The organism is Paenibacillus ginsengihumi DSM 21568 (assembly GCF_000380965.1).
GTDB lineage: Bacteria > Bacillota > Bacilli > Paenibacillales > NBRC-103111 > Paenibacillus_G > Paenibacillus_G ginsengihumi.
The window spans coordinates 85,596-104,651 of record NZ_KB905550.1; the positions used below are offsets into that span (position 1 = coordinate 85,596).

17 protein-coding genes are annotated in these 19,056 nt (G+C 59.7%); 16 read left to right on the forward strand and 1 reads right to left on the reverse strand.

The window, feature by feature from the left end; all coding sequences use genetic code 11:
• Positions 1-28: 28 nt before the first annotated feature.
• The gene (locus F591_RS33500) at positions 29-217 is read right to left on the reverse strand and encodes a hypothetical protein (protein ID WP_019533067.1); all 189 of its coding nucleotides are present in this window, start codon (positions 215-217) and stop codon (positions 29-31) included.
• Between the two features lie 643 nt (positions 218-860).
• Between F591_RS33500 and F591_RS0102815 the strand changes: the two genes are divergently transcribed.
• The 16 genes from F591_RS0102815 to pgeF all read left to right on the forward strand — a co-directional run bounded on the left by F591_RS0102815 (position 861) and on the right by pgeF (position 19,053).
• Positions 861-2,357 (forward strand): UDP-N-acetylmuramoyl-L-alanyl-D-glutamate--2,6-diaminopimelate ligase, encoded by a 1,497-nt coding sequence (locus tag F591_RS0102815; RefSeq protein ID WP_019533069.1) that lies wholly within the window; start codon positions 861-863, stop codon positions 2,355-2,357.
• A complete protein-coding gene (locus F591_RS0102820) occupies positions 2,350-3,762 on the forward strand; it encodes a UDP-N-acetylmuramoyl-tripeptide--D-alanyl-D-alanine ligase (RefSeq protein WP_019533070.1) in 1,413 nt (470 codons plus the stop codon). The genes F591_RS0102815 and F591_RS0102820 overlap by 8 nt, the downstream gene beginning before the upstream one ends.
• Before the next feature lie 2 nt (positions 3,763-3,764).
• Complete coding sequence (gene mraY, locus F591_RS0102825) at positions 3,765-4,727, forward strand: phospho-N-acetylmuramoyl-pentapeptide-transferase (RefSeq protein ID WP_026326330.1); 963 nt, start codon at positions 3,765-3,767, stop codon at positions 4,725-4,727.
• Positions 4,728-4,729: 2 nt separating this feature from the next.
• Positions 4,730-6,145 carry a UDP-N-acetylmuramoyl-L-alanine--D-glutamate ligase gene (murD, locus tag F591_RS0102830; RefSeq protein WP_019533072.1) on the forward strand — a complete coding sequence of 472 codons (1,416 nt, stop codon included), beginning with the start codon at positions 4,730-4,732 and terminating at the stop codon, positions 6,143-6,145.
• Between the two features lie 48 nt (positions 6,146-6,193).
• A complete protein-coding gene (gene spoVE, locus F591_RS0102835; RefSeq protein WP_019533073.1) occupies positions 6,194-7,291 on the forward strand; it encodes a stage V sporulation protein E in 1,098 nt (365 codons plus the stop codon).
• A 10-nt stretch (positions 7,292-7,301) separates the two neighbouring features.
• Positions 7,302-8,366 (forward strand): undecaprenyldiphospho-muramoylpentapeptide beta-N-acetylglucosaminyltransferase, encoded by a 1,065-nt coding sequence (locus F591_RS0102840; RefSeq protein ID WP_019533074.1) that lies wholly within the window; start codon positions 7,302-7,304, stop codon positions 8,364-8,366.
• 213 nt (positions 8,367-8,579) lie between these two features.
• On the forward strand, positions 8,580-9,485 hold the full coding sequence (gene murB, locus F591_RS0102845; RefSeq protein ID WP_019533075.1) for a UDP-N-acetylmuramate dehydrogenase: 906 nt from the start codon (positions 8,580-8,582) through the stop codon (positions 9,483-9,485).
• Positions 9,486-9,500: 15 nt separating this feature from the next.
• The gene (gene murA, locus F591_RS0102850) at positions 9,501-10,769 is read left to right on the forward strand and encodes a UDP-N-acetylglucosamine 1-carboxyvinyltransferase (RefSeq protein ID WP_019533076.1); all 1,269 of its coding nucleotides are present in this window, start codon (positions 9,501-9,503) and stop codon (positions 10,767-10,769) included.
• 111 nt (positions 10,770-10,880) lie between these two features.
• The gene (locus tag F591_RS27250; RefSeq protein WP_019533077.1) at positions 10,881-11,813 is read left to right on the forward strand and encodes a cell division protein FtsQ/DivIB; all 933 of its coding nucleotides are present in this window, start codon (positions 10,881-10,883) and stop codon (positions 11,811-11,813) included.
• Between the two features lie 168 nt (positions 11,814-11,981).
• Positions 11,982-13,238 (forward strand): cell division protein FtsA, encoded by a 1,257-nt coding sequence (ftsA, locus tag F591_RS0102860; protein WP_019533078.1) that lies wholly within the window; start codon positions 11,982-11,984, stop codon positions 13,236-13,238.
• A 46-nt stretch (positions 13,239-13,284) separates the two neighbouring features.
• Entirely contained in the window at positions 13,285-14,415 is a 1,131-nt protein-coding gene (ftsZ, locus tag F591_RS0102865) for a cell division protein FtsZ (RefSeq protein WP_019533079.1), read from the forward strand.
• A gap of 438 nt (positions 14,416-14,853) precedes the next feature.
• On the forward strand, positions 14,854-15,756 hold the full coding sequence (gene spoIIGA / locus F591_RS0102875) for a sigma-E processing peptidase SpoIIGA (protein WP_019533080.1): 903 nt from the start codon (positions 14,854-14,856) through the stop codon (positions 15,754-15,756).
• 78 nt (positions 15,757-15,834) lie between these two features.
• Positions 15,835-16,557, forward strand: a complete 723-nt coding sequence (sigE, locus tag F591_RS0102880) for an RNA polymerase sporulation sigma factor SigE (protein WP_019533081.1) — start codon at positions 15,835-15,837, stop codon at positions 16,555-16,557.
• A gap of 169 nt (positions 16,558-16,726) precedes the next feature.
• Positions 16,727-17,509 carry an RNA polymerase sporulation sigma factor SigG gene (gene sigG, locus F591_RS0102885; RefSeq protein ID WP_019533082.1) on the forward strand — a complete coding sequence of 261 codons (783 nt, stop codon included), beginning with the start codon at positions 16,727-16,729 and terminating at the stop codon, positions 17,507-17,509.
• 231 nt (positions 17,510-17,740) lie between these two features.
• Positions 17,741-18,040 (forward strand): YlmC/YmxH family sporulation protein, encoded by a 300-nt coding sequence (locus tag F591_RS0102890; protein ID WP_019533083.1) that lies wholly within the window; start codon positions 17,741-17,743, stop codon positions 18,038-18,040.
• A gap of 152 nt (positions 18,041-18,192) precedes the next feature.
• Complete coding sequence (gene pgeF / locus F591_RS0102895) at positions 18,193-19,053, forward strand: peptidoglycan editing factor PgeF (RefSeq protein ID WP_019533084.1); 861 nt, start codon at positions 18,193-18,195, stop codon at positions 19,051-19,053.
• Positions 19,054-19,056 lie beyond the last annotated feature (3 nt).

Below are 19,056 nucleotides of genomic sequence, written 5' to 3' on the forward strand. Positions count from 1 at the left end.
GACGCCCATGCCGCCTTGCGCGGCACCATCAGAGGATGAAAATGGGCTGCGGGACCGGGGCTATTTTCAAGAGAGCTAGCAAATGTTGTATTTTGTACAACAAAAACGGGGCAGTAACCCGAACTCGCGGCTCAATGTTGTAGAAAGTGCAACATTTCGGGCGATATTCTTCGATTTGAAGCCAAACTCGCCCAAATTGTTGCACAAAATGCAACATTCCCCTTCCTTTTGTGCGAAGGGGGCAGAAAAAGTTGCATTTTTTGCAGGATTTGTCGCCTCATGCGCCTGGGTGTGCCTGGGGAGGGACCGCGCTAATGCGGAGCTCGAACGCTGACGTGGAGCGTCTCTTCATGCTCGCTAGTCTAGGGTGCTGTTTTGCCTGGGCTAACGCTAGCCAGAGAGCTTATTTAGCTCGAAACGATCGTTTTGACATTCTAACGCAAGTGAGCAGCCTTATTTGGCATTTTGAGCTACCCGATTCAGCGTTTCTGGCCAAATAGCGTTACGACGTTTCGTTACATTTTAAAAAAGGTACGATTCAGCAAAATAGCGTTTGTCACGATCGTTAGAGATTTGGAAGCTTCGGCAGGAGCGCAGGAAGGGGCAGCGAGCCCCGGGCTATTTTCAAGATAGACGCCCATGCGGCTTGCGCAGCACCATCAGAGGATGAAAATGGGCCACGGACACCGGGCTATTTTCAAGATAGACGCCCATAACGAGCGCTGAATCACGTCATCGGCCGTCGCCTGCGATGCTGAAAATTTGCTGGATATCATCGTCAAATTATCAGAATAGGGCTTTTCACGCCGCGTTTTTTTGTCCATAATAGATACCATGTCTGAAGAAGGGGAGGGGACCTTATGCAGCTGAAGGAGCTGGCATCCCAGCTTGCGGTTTGCCGCTTGACCGGCGACGGAGATACGGAAATTTCCGGCATCCAATTCGATTCGCGGCGCGTCCGTCCCGGAGATCTGTTCGTGTGCGTGTCCGGAAAGCCTGGCATTCGGGACCGTCATGAATTCGCCCGGCAGGCCGTTCTGCAAGGCGCCGCCGCGCTTGTCGTCGAACGCGACGTCGAGGCGGAGGTCCCCAAATTGTACGTAAAGGACGGATGGCGCGCCCTGGCGGAGCTGTCCGCCCATTTTTACGGTTATCCGAGCGAGCGCATGAAGCTGATCGGCGTGACCGGAACGAACGGGAAAAGCACGACGACCTCGCTCATCGAACAAATGCTGGCGAGCTGCGGCATGAAGACGGGATTGATGGGCACGGGGATCACCAAGATCGGTTCCCGCACGCTGAGCACGGCCGGCACGACGCAGGACGCCAACGATTTGCAGAAGCATCTGCGGGAGATGGCCGATATCGGCACCGAGTATTGCGTGATGGAAGTGTCCAGCCACGCGCTGGAGCTCGGCAGAGTGCATGGCGCAAGATTTCGCACCGCCGTCTTTACGAATTTGACGCAGGATCATCTTGATTTTCACGGCACGATGGAGCGCTACCGCGCCGCCAAGGGAATGCTGTTCGAGCGGATGGACAACGCCTTCGCCAGCGTGCCGGAGCGCCGCCAGTTCGCCGTGCTGAATGCGGACGACGACGCTTCTGCCGTGTACGCTGCAAGAACTGCCGCCCAGCTCGTGACTTACGGCATCGAGCGGCCGGCGGACGTCCGCGCCGAGCGGATCGCGCTGACCGCACGCGGCACCCGATTCCGCTGCGCGACGTTCCGCGGGGCGGCGGACATCGAGATGAAGCTGGTCGGCCGCTTCAATGTATACAATGCGCTGGCGGCCATCGCCGCCCTGCTGGGGGAAGGGATCGCGCTGGAGCGAATCGCCGCCGCCCTGGCGCAGGCCTCCCCGGTCGAAGGGCGAATGGAGGTGGTCAGCGCCGGCCAGCCCTTCCTCGTGCTCGTCGATTACGCGCATACGCCCGACGGGCTGGACAACGCCTTGACGGCGATCCGCCAGTTTGCCGAAGGCCGCGTCTATTGCGTCTTCGGCTGCGGCGGGGACCGCGACCGCACCAAGCGCCCGCGGATGGGCGAGACGGCGGCCCGGCTGGCCGATTATTTGCTCGTCACCTCGGATAATCCGCGGAGCGAGGACCCGGAAGCGATTCTCCGCGATATCGTGCCGGGCATCGAGCGGGCAGGTCTGCCGCCGGACCGGTACGAGCTGGACGTTGATCGGCGCAGCGCAATTCAAAAAGCGATTGATCGGGCGGCCCCGGGCGATGTAGTATTGATTGCGGGGAAAGGACACGAGACGTATCAGGAAATCGCCGGAGTGAGGCACGAGTTCGACGACCGTCTCGTCGCCAAGCAAGCGATAAGGGGAAGATATCATGATTAAACGGACCTTGGCTGACATCGCCGCCATGGCCGGGGGCCGGCTGTCGGACCCGGCCATGGGGGATATCGAGATTTGCGGCGTATCCCGGGACTCCCGGGCCTTGACCCGCGGGAATCTGTACGTGCCGCTGGTCGGGGACAACTTCGACGGGCACGAATTCGCGGCGAGCGCGCTGGCCCAGGGGGCTGCGGCCGCCTTGTGGCAGCAGGGCCGCGCCCATGCTCCGCACGGTGCGCCGCTCGTCTACGTCGACGACACGCTTGCGGCGCTGCAGCGGCTGGCCGCCGCATATCGCCGGCAGCTCGGCGCGAAGGTGGTCGGCATCACCGGTTCCAACGGCAAGACGACGACGAAGGATTTGACGGCCGCGGTATTGGCGGCCGCCTTCCGCGTGCATAAAACCGAGGGCAATTACAACAATCACATCGGGCTGCCGCTGACGCTGCTGCAGATGGATGAACGGACGGAGATCGCCGTACTGGAGATGGGCATGAGCGGGCGGGGGGAGATCGAGCTGCTGTCCCGTTTGGCCGCGCCGGACGTGGCGATCATCACCAACATCGGCGAAGCTCACCTGTTGCAGCTCGGCTCCCGCATCGAGATCGCCCGCGCCAAGACGGAGATCGTCGCAGGCCTCCGGGAAGGCGGGCTGCTGATTTACAACGGCGACGAGCCGCTGATCGAACAAGCGCTGTCCGAACGGCCGGAAGCCGCGGACGAAGGGCGCCGCCGGTTCGGCACGTTCCGGTTCGGCGCAGGACCGTCGAACGAGCTCAAGCCTTTGAACATACGGATGGACGGAACCTCCACCCGCTTTGAGATCGACGGACTGCCCGGAACCGGATTCGCCATTCCCGTGCTCGGCGTGCACAATGTGATCAACGCGCTGGCGGCCGCGGCGGCGGGCAAGCGCTTCGGCCTCGGCCCCGCGGCGATCGCGCGGGGGCTGGCAGCCGCGGTCATGACCGGCATGCGCATCGAGGTTGCCGTCGCGCCAAGCGGCGTCACCGTGCTGAACGACGCCTACAACGCGAGCCCGACCTCGATGCGCGCCGCGCTCCGGCTGCTTGCGGAGCTGGACGCGAAGGGGCGCAAATACGCCGTGCTGGCGGATATGCTGGAGCTCGGACCGCAGGAAGCGGAGCTGCACCGCGAAGTCGGCCGCTCGATCGATCCGGCCGCGGTGGAGGCGGTGCTCGCTTACGGCCCGCTGGGCCGGCACATCGCCGAAGGGGCGCGCGAGCGCTTTCCGCATGAGCGGGTATTCCATTACGAGGACAAAGAGGCGCTGGCCCGCGAGCTGGCCAGCCGCACGGCGGCGGGCGATGCAGTGCTCGTCAAGGGATCGCGCGGCATGCGAATGGAGACCGTTGCCGCGCATTTGCTGCAATTAGGGGGACGGTAAACGTGGATTTCAGTATAGTCATGCTGACGCTAGGGGTCGCGTTTCTGCTGTCGGTCATTATGGGACCGCTGGCGATACCCCTGCTGCGCAGGCTCAAATTCGGCCAGCAGGTCCGCACCGACGGACCGCAGGGTCATCTGAAGAAGGCGGGGACGCCGACGATGGGCGGCACGATCATCATGCTAGCGCTGGCGCTGGCCGTGCTCCGCTTCGGCGAGAAAAACATGGAGACCGCCCTGCTGCTGGTCGCCTCGCTCGGCTACGGCTTCGTCGGTTTTCTCGACGATTACATCAAAATCTTGTTCAAGCGCTCGCTTGGCCTGACCGCCAAACAGAAGCTGCTCGGCCAGCTGATCGTATCGGCTATCGTCTGCGTGATGCTCGTCATGAGCGAGCACAGCACGTCGCTGCACATTCCGTATTTTGACATCGATTTTAATCTGGGGTGGCTCTACTTCCCGTTCGTCGTCTTCCTGATGCTCGGCACCTCGAACGCCGTCAACTTCACCGACGGGCTGGACGGACTGCTCGCAGGCACGAGCGCGATCGCCTTCGGAGCGTATGCCGTGATCGCCTTGAACAACACGCAGCCGAACATCGCCATCTTTTCGGCCGCCATGGTCGGCGCCGTGCTCGGTTTTCTCGTCTTCAACGCGCATCCGGCCAAGGTGTTCATGGGGGATACCGGATCGCTCGGCATCGGCGGCGGGCTGGCGGCGGTGGCGATCTTGACCAAGGCGGAAATTTTGCTGGCCATCATCGGCGGCGTCTTCGTCGTCGAAGTGCTGTCGGTCATCATCCAGGTAACATCCTTTAAAACCCGCGGCAAGCGCGTGTTCAAAATGAGTCCGATTCACCATCACTTCGAACTGTCCGGATGGTCCGAGTGGCGGGTCGTCATCTCGTTCTGGACGGCCGGGCTTGTTCTGGCGGGACTCGGACTATATATTAACGAGGTGTTGTAGCCATGAAACATCCTTCCGCTTACCGCGGGCTGCCGGTCGTCGTCCTGGGGCTGGCCCGCAGCGGCGTTGCCGTCGCCAAGCTGTTCCACGAGCATGGCGCCATCGTCACCGTGAACGACAGGAAGCCCCGCTCCTCGTGCCCTGAAGCTGACGAGCTGGAAGCCCTGGGGATATCGGTCGTTTGCGGCGGGCATCCCGCCGGACTCATTCACGAAGGAGTCGCCCTGGTCGTCAAAAATCCGGGCATTCCGTATTCCATCGATCCGGTCGAACGCGCCCGCGTGCTCGGCATCGAGACGGTCACCGAAGTCGAGGTGGCCTATCACATATGCCGGGCGCCGATGATCGGCATCACCGGCTCGAACGGCAAGACGACGACGACGACGCTGACGGCCCGCATGCTGGAGGAGGCCGGCCTTATGCCGATCGTCGCCGGCAACATCGGGCGCGCCTTGACCGAAGCGGCGCTTTCGGCAGGCGAGGACAACCGCATGGTCGTGGAGCTCAGCAGCTTTCAGCTAAAAGGGACGCGCGATTTTCGCCCGACGATCGCGTGTCTTTTGAACGTTTACGAGACGCATCTCGATTATCACGGCACGATGGACGATTACGTCGCCTCCAAGCTGAAGCTGTTCGCCAACCAGTCGGAAAGCGATACGGCCGTCTTAAACTGGGACGATCCCGTCTGCCGCAAGGCCAAGCAGCAGATCAGCGCGTCTGTCGTCCCCTTCTCCATCCGCGAGGAGCTCGATTTTGGCGTCTTCACCAGCCCGCCGCTGGCCGGCGGAAGCGGGAAGGGCAGCCGGATCGTATATCGCGATCGGCAAGGGCAGCTTCACCCGATCATGGCCGCCGCCGAGATGGGCATTCCCGGCAGCTTTAATGTCGAGAACGCGCTGGCCGCGGCGGCGATGGCGCTTGCCAGCGGCGTGCCGGCCGAGGTCATCGCCAAGGTGCTGAAGCAATTCCGCGGCGTCGAGCACCGCCTGGAATACGTCCGGACCGTGGGCGGCGTCGAATTCTATAACAATTCCAAGGCGACGAATCCGGCGGCCACGATCAAGTCGATCGAGGCGTTCACGCAAAGCGTCGTGCTGATCGCCGGCGGTCTGGACCGGGGAATGGACTATATGGAGCTGCTGCCGGCGTTTCAGCGGCAGGTCAAGGGCCTTGTCGTCATTGGCGAGACCCGCGACAAGATTCGCAAGGTCGCCGGCCTCGCAGGGTTGACGAACGTCAAAACGGTCGATACTGGAGAGCAAGTGCAGGACACCGTCGCGGAGGCGGTCCGGGCAGCCTACGCCATGGCTGCTCCGGGAGACGTCGTGCTGCTGTCTCCGGCGTGCGCAAGCTGGGATATGTTTCCGTCCTACGAGGAAAGGGGAAGCATGTTTAAGCAGTCCGTGCATAACCTGTAACAAGGGGGGACCAAGCCCTCCCTAATTTTAGGTTAGAGGTGTGGCTTAATGGTCAAAGCACGGTCGGCTCCGGATGTGATCATGCTTGCGGCGACGCTGCTATTGCTCGCCATCGGCGTGGTGATGGTCTACAGCGCAAGCGCAGTGCTCGCCTTCCGGGAATTCGGCGACGCCTTCTATTACTTGAAGCGGCAGGCGCTGTTTGCCGCGCTCGGCATCGTCGCCATGATCTTTACGATGAACGCGGATTACTGGGTGTGGAAAAAATACGCGAGGCCCCTGCTGATCGTCTGCTTCGTCCTGCTGGCCGCGGTGCTCGTTCCGGGGATCGGCGTCGTGCGGGGCGGCGCGCGCAGCTGGCTGGGGATCGGCTCGTTCGGCATACAGCCGTCGGAATTTATGAAAATGGGCATGATCATTTTCCTGTCCGCCTGGCTGTCCCAGGAGCGGCATCCGATCACGCATTTTACCCGCGGGCTGCTGCCGCCGCTCGCTCTGGTCGGGGCCGCCTTCGGCCTCATTATGCTGCAGCCGGACCTCGGCACCGGCGCCGTGCTGGTCGGCGCCTCGCTGCTGATCATCTATACGGCAGGCGCCCGATTGCTGCATCTGGCCGCGCTCGGACTGGTCGGGGTGGCCGGCCTCATCGGCCTGATCATTGCCGCCCCTTACCGGCTGAAGCGGATTACGGCATTTCTCGACCCGTGGCAGGACCCGCTCGGCGCCGGCTATCAGGCGATTCAATCGCTGTATGCGATCGGCCCCGGCGGGCTCGTCGGCCTCGGCCTCGGCATGAGCAGGCAAAAGTACAGCTACCTGCCGGAGCCGCAAACGGACTTTATTTACTCTATTATTGCGGAAGAGCTCGGCTTTATCGGAGGATCGTTCGTGCTCGTGCTGTTCATGCTGCTGATATGGCGCGGCATGCGCACGGCGATTACCGCTCCGGACAAGTTCGGCAGTCTGCTCGCCGCCGGCATCGTCGGCATGATTGCCGTTCAGGTCATCATTAATATCGGAGTCGTCATCGGCATGTTTCCCGTCACCGGGATCACGCTGCCGCTCATCAGCGCGGGAGGCTCCTCGCTGACCTTGATGCTGACCTCGATCGGGGTGCTGCTCAACATTTCGCGCTATTCGAGGTGACGAAAGCTTCATGAAAAAAATCGTATTCACCGGCGGCGGTTCCGCCGGGCACGTGACGCCCAATTTGGCGCTCATCGCCCGGCTGAAGCCGCTCGGCTGGCAGATTGACTATATCGGTTCGCAGGGAGGCATCGAGCGCGATATTATCGGGCGCGAGGCCATCCCGTACCATCCGATCGCCTCCGGCAAGCTGCGCCGCTATTTCGATCTCCGCAACGCGAAAGACCCGTTCAATGTGCTTAAAGGGACGCTTCAGGCGTACAGGCTGCTCAGGCGTCTTCGTCCGCACATCGTTTTCTCCAAGGGCGGCTTCGTCTCCGTCCCCGTCATCGTTGCGAGCCGCCTGTGCGGCATCCCCGTCATCGCCCACGAATCGGATTTTACGCCAGGCCTCGCCAACAAAATATCGATGCCGTTCGTCTCCAGGCTGTGCGTCACGTTCCCCGAAACGCTTGAGGGCGCAGGGGATAAGGCGCAGTGTACCGGCCTGCCGATTCGCGAGCATATTTACCGGGGGAAGGCGATTCAAGGCCGGTCGCTGTGCGATTTTCACTCGCAAAAGCCGGTGCTGCTCGTCATGGGGGGCAGTCTGGGCGCCCAGAAGATCAATCAGGCGATCCGGGGCGCGCTGGAGCCGCTGCTGGAACGGTTTCAGATCGCCCATATTTGCGGCAAGGGCATGGTCGACGAAACGAAGACCGGCATTCGCGGTTACCGTCAGTTCGAATATGTAAGCGAGGAGCTGCCGGATCTTCTCGCCAGCGCCGATCTGGTCGTCTCCCGCGCGGGTTCAACCTCGATCTTCGAATTTTTGGCATTGCGCAAGCCGATGCTGCTTATTCCGCTTTCCAGACAGGCGAGCCGCGGCGATCAAATCTGGAACGCCGCCTCGTTCGAGAAGCAGGGCTTCTGCCATGTGCTGCAGGAGGAGGAGCTTACGCCGGAGAGTCTCGTCCGGGAAGCGGAGCGGGCATACCGCAGCCGCGAGGCGATGGCCGAGCGAATGGCCGCCGCTCCGTACCGCGACGGCACGGACGCGATCATCGAGCTCATCGAGCAATTCCGCCTGCGCTGAAGCCCGGCGAAAAAGACATGGGCGATTGTCACACTCTATCCGATTGGACCATAAACTACACTATAACCGTGACAGAGAGACTTGGAGCCGGCAAGCCGTGCCGCCGTCCGGAAGCGGCATTTCCGGGCAGGAGGCTGCACCTGGCAGCCCCCGTGCGCACGGCCGGCCCGCGCCGGAAGAGGCGCCCAGTCGTTCTGTGTAAGGAGGTTTCCCATGCAACAGGTCATTGCCGAGCTGTCAAGCGGCGAATACGGCGAACCGAAAATCCAGGAACCGCTCGCTCCCTATACGACATGGAAGATCGGCGGTCCCGCCGACCTGCTCCTGATTCCACGCAGCAAGGAGGAGCTCGCAGCGGCTGTCAAGCTGCTGAACCGGCACGGAACGCCCTGGATGATGCTCGGAAAGGGCTCCAACACTTTGATCTCCGACAAAGGGGTGCGCGGCGTCGTCATCAAGCTCGGCGACGGTCTCGATTATGCGCGCTTCGAGGGAGACACCGTGACGGCGGGCGGCGCCTATTCGTTCATCAAGCTGTCCGTCTTGGCCGGCAAGGCGGGTCTGACCGGTCTGGAGTTCGCTGCAGGCATTCCGGGAACGGTGGGAGGCGCTGTTTACATGAACGCCGGGGCTCACGGGTCCGACGTGTCGCGTATTTTACAGAGGGCTGAAGTGCTGCTGCCGACAGGAGAGTTGGCTGTGCTGCAGAAGGACGATATGGCTTATGCCTACAGACATTCGATCCTTCAGACGAGGCCCGGCATCGTCACCGAAGCGGTATTCAAGCTGGAGCACGGCGACCGCAATGAAATCGCCGCCGCCCTGGCTGCGTACAAGGACCGGCGGCGGCGGACGCAGCCCCTGCAGCAGGCGTGCGCAGGGAGCGTGTTCCGCAATCCGGAAGGCCATTATGCCGCAAAGCTGATCGAAGAAGCCGGCCTCAAAGGCTTGAGGGTCGGCGGTGCCGAGGTTTCGCCGCTGCATGCCAATTTCATCGTCAACACCGGGCAGGCAACAGCCCAGGATGTGCTTTCCCTCATTGAGCAGATTCGCCGCACGGTAGAGCAAAAATACGGCGTGAAGCTCATTCCTGAAGTATTGGTGGTGGGGGAGCGGTAAATCGGAGGTGGGACTTTGGAAAAGCTGGTTATCGAAGGCGGCAAACCTCTGTCGGGTGCGGTCCGCATTCACGGGGCCAAAAATGCGGCGCTGCCCATTCTGGCCGCTTGCATTATGGCGGAAGGGGAAATCACGATCGAGAACGTTCCCGATTTGTCGGATATCGATGTGATGCTGGACATTCTTAAGGCATTGGGCTGCCGAACGGAGCGCAGGGGCGAGCAAATTATCGTCGATGCGCTCAAGGTATGCGAGCATCATATCCCGGAGCATCTCATGAGTCAGATGAGATCCTCCATCTTCCTGATGGGACCGCTGCTTGCCAGACTTGGCCGGGTAGAGCTGTACCAGCCGGGCGGCTGCGCCATCGGCGAAAGAAAGATCGATCTTCACCTGCGCGGGTTGGCAGCGCTCGGCGCCGTGATCGAAGAAAGCGGCAGCAAAATCGTTTGCACGGCGGAAGAACTTACCGGCGCCGAAATCGCCCTCGATTATCCGAGCGTCGGAGCGACGGAGAACATTATGATGGCCGCGGTCATGGCCAAGGGCCGAACGATTATCGCCGGCGCGGCGCGCGAGCCGGAAATTCAGGACCTGCAGCATTTCCTCAACCGCATGGGGGCGCGCATCATCGGCGCGGGTACGGATACGATAACGATCGATGGCGTTCCCGAGCTGATGCCTTGTTCTTACCGCATTATTCCCGACCGCATTGTGGCAGGAACGCTGATGATCGCCGCAGCGGCCACAAAAGGCAACATCACGCTGGAGAACGTCTGCCCGGCGCATCTGACGTCGGCGATCCATGTGCTGAAGCGGGCAGGTGTTCAAATCGCGATCGACGATGATATAATGAATATAAGCAGTCACGCCAGGCCCAAGCCGGTGGAGCGCATCGTTACCGCCCCGCACCCGTCCTTCCCGACCGATCTTCAATCGCAGATCATGGTGCTGTTGTCTCTTGCCGACGGAGTCAGCATCATCAAGGAAACGGTATTCGAAGGAAGATTCAAGCATGTGGACGAACTGACGCGGATGGGAGCGGATATCCGGATCGATCTCAGCTCCGCGTTCATCCGGGGCGTGCCGAGATTGTACGGCGCGACGGTGGAAGCGACGGACCTTCGGGCCGGCGCCGCGCTGGTCATCGCCGGCCTTGCCGCCCAAGGCACGACCGTTGTCGAGCAGGTTCATCATATCGACAGGGGATACGCCCGGATCGAGCAGATGCTGAGACATCTCGGAGCGAATATCGTCAGGACGTCTCCGGTCACTACCGAATAATCGCGTGTTCGTGCTCTTATTTCATCCATATGACTATCGCCGCTGAAATATCCCTTTCCGAATATAGGAGAAAGGGATATCCGGCGGTTTACATATTTGAGGAGGGTATTCATGTCGGCAGAAGACAGACTTCCCGTGATTCAGAAGCCGAAAGCGAGAACCGGCAGCAGCAAGAAGCTGCTTCTGTTTCTGTTTATCTTTTTCGTTACGCTGCTTCTCGTGCTGTTCTTTCAATCCAGCCTAAACGAAGTGACCGAGGTCGAGATTGTAGGCCAGGAGCTCGTCTCCGCGGAAGAGATCGGACAAGCCTCCGGCGTGAAGCTCGGCGATCATTTCTTCTCCGTCCCTTCCGGCCAGATCGAGCAGGGCGTCGAGCAGCTGCCGATGATCGAGTCGGCCGAGGTCAGCAAGCATTTTCCCGGGAAGATTCGCATCGAGGTCAAGGAATATCCGAAGGTCGCTTACCAGATGGGCGAAAGCGGCGGGCTCGAGGCGCTTCTGGCCGATGGCAGCGCCATACCGGTGACCGCCCGGACGGGCGTGGCGCTGGACATGCCGCTGCTTACCGGCTGGGCGGATAACGACCCGCTGAAGCTTGAGCTGTGCCGGACGATGGCCGACATTCCGGCGGACCTGTTCAGCGACGTGTCGGAAATTTTGCCTTTTCCCAGCTCATCCTATCCCGATAAAATCAAAATGTATACGCGTTCCCAATATGAAGTGCATACGCTGATTTCCTATTTGCCCGAGAAGATGAAAGCATTGAACTCCTATATCGCCACATTGAAGGAAGACAACAAGATCGGAGGGATATTGACGCTGCTTGAGGCGGACTCTCACGGGCCTTACGATCCGCAGGCCGGCAGGAAGACGCGGCAGGAGACGGACAGCCTGCAGGAAGACGTGAGGAGCGGGCAGGAGGATGCGAAGGGTCAGCAGGGCGATCCGAAGGGTCGGCAGGACGCCCGGCAGGACGGCCAGGAAGATCCGAAGAACGGACTGGAAGGGGATTCCGCCCGCGAAAAGGAAGTACCAGGAAATTGACAAGCCCCCCTACTCAACCTATGAAAAGAATGATAAAATTATCATTATGGGTTAACAGAAAAAGTTTGTTAAAAAAAGAGGGAAATCTAAACCCGCGTTGAATACATAACAGAAGGTTTTTTCAACCAGGCGTGTTTGGATTATTTAGCTTACAGGAGGTGCCAAGGGTTGAGCAGCAATGACATCATTGTTAGTTTGGACATCGGTACATCCAAAGTTCGAGCGATTATTGGGGAAGTCGTTAACGGCACCATTAATATAATTGGCGTTGGATCCGCCGACTCGCAAGGCATTCGCAAGGGAGCCATTGTCGATATCGATCAGACCGTGCAATCGATTCGCAATGCGGTTGACCATGCAGAACGAATGGTGGGCATTCAGATTTCAGATGTGTATGTCGGCATTTCCGGCAATCATATCGCCCTGCAATCGAGTCATGGCGTCGTAGCCGTCTCGAACGAGGACCGAGAAATAGGGGACGACGATATCGAGCGCGTCATTCAGGCCGCGAAAGTCATCCCGTTGCCGCCCGAGAGGGAGATTATCGGTGTTGTGCCTAATCAATATGTCGTGGACGGAACAGACCAGATTCAAGATCCCCGCAGCATGATCGGCGTTCGTCTGGAAGTGGAAGCGACGATCGTGACCGGCGCCAAGACGGCGATTCACAATTTGCTGCGCGTCGTCGAGAAATCGGGATTGCGCGTCGCTGGTCTCATTCTGATGTCGCTGGCCGGCGGGCACGTCGCGCTGTCGAAGGACGAGAAGGCGATGGGCACGGTGCTCGTCGACATCGGCGCCGGCTCGACCACGATCGCCGTCTTCAACGAGAACAACATGGTAGCCACGTCCACGCTGCCGATCGGGGGCGAATTTATAACGAACGATATTGCCTACGGGTTAAGAACCCAGGCCGATATCGCCGAGAAGATCAAGCTTAAGTTCGGCTGCGCGATCGTCGAGCATGCGGCTGCCGATCAAGTGTTCAAGGTGAACAGGATCGGCAGCAACGTGGACAAGGAATTTTCACAAATCGATCTGGCTTCGATTATCGAACCCCGCGTCCAAGAAATTTTCCATCTGATTCGTCTGGAAGTGCAGCGCCTCGGTTATTCCGACCTCGCAGGCGGCTACGTGCTGACGGGCGGAACGGTTTCCATGCCCGGCATCCTCGCCGTCGCCCAGGCCGAGCTGGCTGCATCAGTCCGCATCGCTGTGCCCGATTACATCGGAGTGCGCGACCCGTCCTTTACGAGCGGTGTGGGCATTATCCAGTACGCTTCGAAATATTTGCGCCATTCCGCCAAGCCGCCCAGCATGGTGAAGAAGTTGGTCAACAGCAGCAAGAAAGCGTCGTCTCCGTCAGCCGAACCTGAAGCGTCGATGATGGAACGATTTAAAAACTGGCTTAAGGAATTCATTTAGGGTTCGGTCCGAAGCAGGAATGCAAATTGAGGGGGAAGACGCTCACATGTTTGAATTTGATTTGGATATGGAAGGTTTAGCAAAAATAAAGGTGATTGGTTGCGGCGGCGGCGGAAGCAACGCCGTCAACCGGATGATCGACAACGGCGTCAAGGGCGTGGAATTCATTACGGTGAACACGGACGCCCAGGCGCTGCATTTGGCCAAATCCGAGCAAAAGCTGCAGATCGGCGACAAGCTGACGCGCGGTCTCGGAGCCGGAGCCAACCCGGAGGTCGGCAAGAAGGCGGCTGAGGAATCGCGCGAGCTGATCGCCAATACGCTGAAGGGCTCCGACATGGTGTTCGTCACCGCCGGCATGGGCGGCGGCACAGGAACAGGGGCGGCGCCTGTCATTGCCGAGATCGCCAAGGAGTGCGGCGCGCTGACCGTCGGCGTCGTGACGCGCCCCTTCCGCTTTGAAGGCATGAAGCGCGCCAGACAGGCGGAGCAGGGCATTGCCGCGTTGAAGGAAAAGGTCGACACGCTGATCATTATTCCGAACGACCGATTGCTGGAAATCGTAGACAAGAAGACGCCGATGCTGGAGGCGTTCCGCGAAGCGGATAACGTGCTGCGCCAAGGCGTGCAAGGCATCTCCGACTTGATCGCCGTTCCCGGACTCATCAACCTCGACTTCGCCGACGTGAAGACGATCATGACCGAGCGCGGCTCGGCGCTCATGGGCATCGGCACGGCGACGGGCGAGAACCGCGCCGCCGAGGCAGCGAAGAAAGCGATCATGTCGCCGCTGCTCGAGACGTCGATCGACGGCGCACGCGGCGTGCTGCTTAACATTACCGGCGGCTCGAACCTGTCCTTGTACGAGGTCAACGAAGCGGCGGATATCGTAGCCAACGCTTCCGATCCCGAAGTGAATATGATTTTCGGCGCCGTCATCGACGAGAACCTGAAGGATGAAATTCAGGTTACGGTCATCGCGACCGGCTTCGAGCACAAAGCCGACGCGCCGCCTCTGCGTTCGCAAGCGGGCGCATCGCAGGGACAAGGCAGCAAGCAGGAAAGCATCGACAACCGCCTGAACAACCTGCGTCCGTTCGGCGGCCAGACGTCTCCGGAGCAGCTCGATATCCCGGCATTTTTGCGCAACCGCAACCGCGGCGGCTTTGATAAGTAAGACGCTATAATCTCATATCATATATTTTGGAAGCTCCTATATCGGAAACCGCCTTTTGGCCTGAGAATTGGCCATAAAGGCGGTTTTTCTTTTGAACAGCGTGAAAGGAACCAGCAAGGCGCTCTCTCCTATTGAAGAAGCGCCAAGTAGCCGCAGCTATAGGAGCGTCCGCACGGCGGCGAGAACGTTGTCAGGTTATGGCAGGACCATAGCCGCCATGCGGATCGCCCCGGCCCCCTTGGCAAGCGCGGGCCGGAGGCTTTGTGTGCCGTCCCCAAAAGTCTCCACCAAGCGCCGTTTTTCTCTTTTTCCGCAGCGGTTCTCCGACAAAAAAAGATCGTTTCCCTCGGCAAGTTTCAACAGACTTTGGAATATGATTGAATTATACTTGTCTCAATCGTTGGATGAGAGGTTAGCTGCGGCAAGGAGGCTGGGAGAATGGTCGTTTATCTCGATATCATTTTCCTCGTCAATGTGCTGATCGACGGAGCGCTTCTATGGGCGACAGCTCGCGCGAGAAGCCTGCGCTTCCGCTGGTGGAGGCTGGCGGCGGCTGCGGCTCTCGGCGGGGCGTACGTCGTGTTCCTGTTCTTCCCTCCCTTGTCGTTTCTTTACACGCTCGGCGTGAAGGTAGCGCTGTCGCTGCTGATGCTGCTCATCGCCTTCGGCTTCGGAGGCCTGCAGCATTTTGCCCGCAATACGGCCGCCTTTTACGCGGTGAATTTTGCCGTGGCGGGGGCGATATTGGGGCTTTATTACATCCGTGATTCGTCCGACGACGTGCTCGCGGGCCTTGTCGACGCCCGGGTGATCGAGCCGCTGCCCGCCGTTGTGCTGCTCGGGCTCGCCCTCGGCTTTTGGCTGCTGCGCAAGGTGCTTCAGACGGCGAAGCGCAGGCAGGAAGTGGAACAGTTCATCGCCCAGGTGGAGGTGCAGATCGGCGATGTCTCCGCGAGCTGCGCGGGACTGATCGATACGGGCAACCAGCTCTACGATCCTCTGACGAAGACGCCGGTCATGGTGATGGAGGCCGCCCAATGGGGCGACCATATTCCGGAAGCGTGGCTGCGCCAGATCAGGAGGGCGGAAGTCGATCGGATCATTGCCGCCATCGGGACGGACGATGCCTTTATGTGGCAGGACCGCCTGCGGCTGGTGCCTTATCGGGGGGTGAACCGCAATACGCAATTTATGCTGGCCATCAAGCCGGACCGGGTGATCATCACCTCCGGAGACAAGCGGATCGAGGCGATGAAGGTGCTGGTCGGCCTGGACGGCGGGAGCTTGAGCGCGGACCAAGCGTACCAGGCCATCATTCATCCGGCGCTGCTCCAGCCTTAAATCCGCCACCTGGCGACGGACGGCTGCCTGGCATAAATCCGACAAATACCGACTAACGAAATGGGAGGAACGCGAATCATGTGGGTCAAGTGGAAGCTGATCATGCAAATTTTCTATTTCCGCCTTTTGCTGCTGCTGGGGTTGAAAGGGGAGGAGATTTATTACATCGGAGGAAGCGAAGCGCTGCCGCCTCCACTCACCCGCGAAGAGGAAGAGTATTTGCTGGAAAGGCTTCCATCCGGCGATGCGGCGATACGCGGCATGCTTATCGAAAGAAACCTCAGGCTCGTCGTGTACATCGCCCGCAAGTTCGAGAACACCGGCATCAATATCGAGGACCTGGTCTCGATCGGAGCGATCGGGCTTATCAAGGCGGTCAACACCTTCGATCCGGAGAAAAAAATCAAGCTGGCTACCTACGCGTCCCGCTGCATCGAGAACGAAATCCTCATGTATTTGCGGCGCAACAGCAAGATCCGTACGGAAGTTTCGTTCGACGAGCCGCTGAACATCGACTGGGACGGCAACGAGCTGCTGCTGTCCGATGTGCTGGGCACGGAGAACGATACGATTTACCGCAACATCGAAGAGCAGGTCGACCGCAAGCTGCTGCACAAAGCGCTAGACAAGCTGTCGGAGCGGGAGCGGACGATCATGGAGCTGCGCTTCGGCCTCACCGACGGCGAGGAGAAGACGCAGAAGGACGTGGCCGATATGCTCGGCATTTCCCAATCCTATATATCGCGGCTGGAGAAGCGGATCATCAAACGGCTGCGCAAGGAATTCAATAAAATGGTCTAAATTGGCAATAAAAAAATTATGTTCGCATCGCATCATTTGCAGCCTTGTCCGGCTTGCTTTTTCGGCGAACGCCCTGCCTGCCGGCCAGGCGGGCGGGGAAGGGAAGCGCATAAAAAACAGGACCAAGGAGATAATTAACAGTAATGTTTCTCCTTGGGAGGTATACACGGTGACCCGAAACAAAGTCGAAATTTGCGGTGTGGACACATCGAAGCTGCCGGTTCTAACCAATGCCGAAATGCGCGAGCTGTTCGTTCAACTGCAGTCGCACAGCGACCGGTCTGCAAGAGAGAAATTGGTGAACGGCAATCTCCGGCTCGTTCTGAGCGTCATTCAGCGCTTCAACAACCGCGGGGAATTTGTGGACGACTTGTTCCAGGTCGGCTGCATCGGACTGATGAAAGCCATTGATAATTTCGATTTGAGCCAAAACGTGAAATTCTCCACTTACGCGGTGCCGATGATTATCGGGGAAATACGCAGGTATCTCCGGGACAACAATCCGATTCGCGTCTCCCGCAGCTTGCGGGACATCGCTTATAAAGCGCTGCAGGTGCGCGATCAGCTCACGAATCAAAATTCCCGCGAGCCCACGATCTACGAAATCTCGGAGGCGCTGGGCGTGCCGAAGGAGGACGTGGTGTTCGCGCTGGACGCGATCCAGGACCCGGTCTCGCTGTTCGAGCCAATCTATCACGACAGCGGCGACCCGATCTATGTAATGGACCAGATCAGCGACGATCGGAACAAGGATATTTCCTGGATCGAGGGCATTGCCCTCCGGGAAGCGATGCGCAAGCTCAACGACCGGGAAAAAATGATTTTGTCCATGCGCTTTTTCGACGGAAAGACGCAGATGGAGGTGGCCGACGAGATCGGCATTTCGCAAGCGCAAGTATCGCGATTGGAAAAATCAGCGATCTCCCAGATGCAAAAGCACGTCAAGCAATAGCTGCAAACACGATGCGCACAGCTTCGCACGCAATCGATTGAGCGACCCGACCCGCCCTGCGGGAAAGGTCTTTTTTTATTCATTCGGACAATCGGATGAAGCGATTTTTGGGGAATTGTTGATGCCGGAAGAGGATGTTTTGCCCAGGTGGTACATACATATAGAGTAATCAGAAAAGCATTCGGCAGGAAAGCCGGCGCTCCGAACCGATGAGAAATGGGGTGGCTGCGAGTGAAAATTTCCGATTTCCAAACCAAAGATGTGATCAACATTGTCGATGGAAAAAAGCTCGGACACGTAACGGATCTGGAGCTCGATCTGTTTCACGGCCGGATTGAAGCGATCGTCGTGCCGGCCGGCGGCAAATGGTTCGGCTTGTTCGGGCCGGGGGGCGGGTTCGTCATTCCATGGAGAAATATTGTCAAAATCGGCATGGACGTCGTGCTGGTCAAGCTGGACGACGCGCGGATGTATCGCCCGCAGGAAGATGTCGGCGAGCCTTACGATCCGGTGCGCGCTTATCGCGGCTAACGTTCCTTGCGCGCCGAATCGGCCGCATCGCTCCGGCGGGATGGGACGCTGCCTTAGGACGGCGTAGCCGCCGGTTCCGATTTTCGTGTATACTGGAGCTAATCAATCAGGCGGGCCAGCCTTTGCGGCCTGTGAAGGCAGGGGGAAGGAAGATGGAACCGTTCGTGCAGGCAACGGGAGAGAACGGCTGCACGGTGCTGGAGCTGGCCGGATGGACCCGGGAGTACCCTTATATGACGGCGGGCTTCAGCTCCAGGCTGGGCGGCGTGAGCCAAGGCGCCTACGAAGGCCTGAACTGCGGCCTGCATGTCGGCGACGCGCCGAACAGCGTCGTGGAGAATCGGCGGAGGCTGGCCGCCGCTGTGCAGGTGCCGTTCGGCGACTGCGTCTATGCGGAGCAGGTGCATGGCAAAGACGTCCAGCTCGTCACGCGGAAGCAGCGCGGCGCCGGCATCGATTCGCGGGAAACGGCGCTGCAGGCGAAGGACGGCTTCGTCACGAACGAGCGGGGCGTCATGCTGCACGCGCTGTTCGCCGATTGCGTGCCGCTGTTCTTCTTCGATCCGGTGCGCCGCGCCGTAGGCCTGGCGCACGCCGGCTGGAGGGGCTCCGTGCTGCAAATCGCAAGAGCCGCCGTGGAGACGATGAGCGCGGCTTACGGCACGAAGCCGCGCGAGCTTCGCGCCGCGATCGGGCCGTCCATCGGGGCGTGCTGCTACGAGGTCGACGGGAGTGTCATCGGACGCGTCGACGCGGTGCTGGCCGAGCTCGGAATTCGCGGCGAGGGGGACGGAGCGGATTCCGTCTACCAGCTGCGGCCGGACGGCAAAGCGATGTTAAGCTTGCAACAATTGAACCGACAAATTATGATAAAAGCAGGAATTTTGCCGTCACATATCGAAATAAGTGGCTTATGCACGAGCTGCCGTACCGATTTGTTCTACTCCCACCGCAAGGAGGGAGGCGCAACCGGACGAATGGCGGCATGGATCGGCTTGCGGGAAGAGGTGTAACCT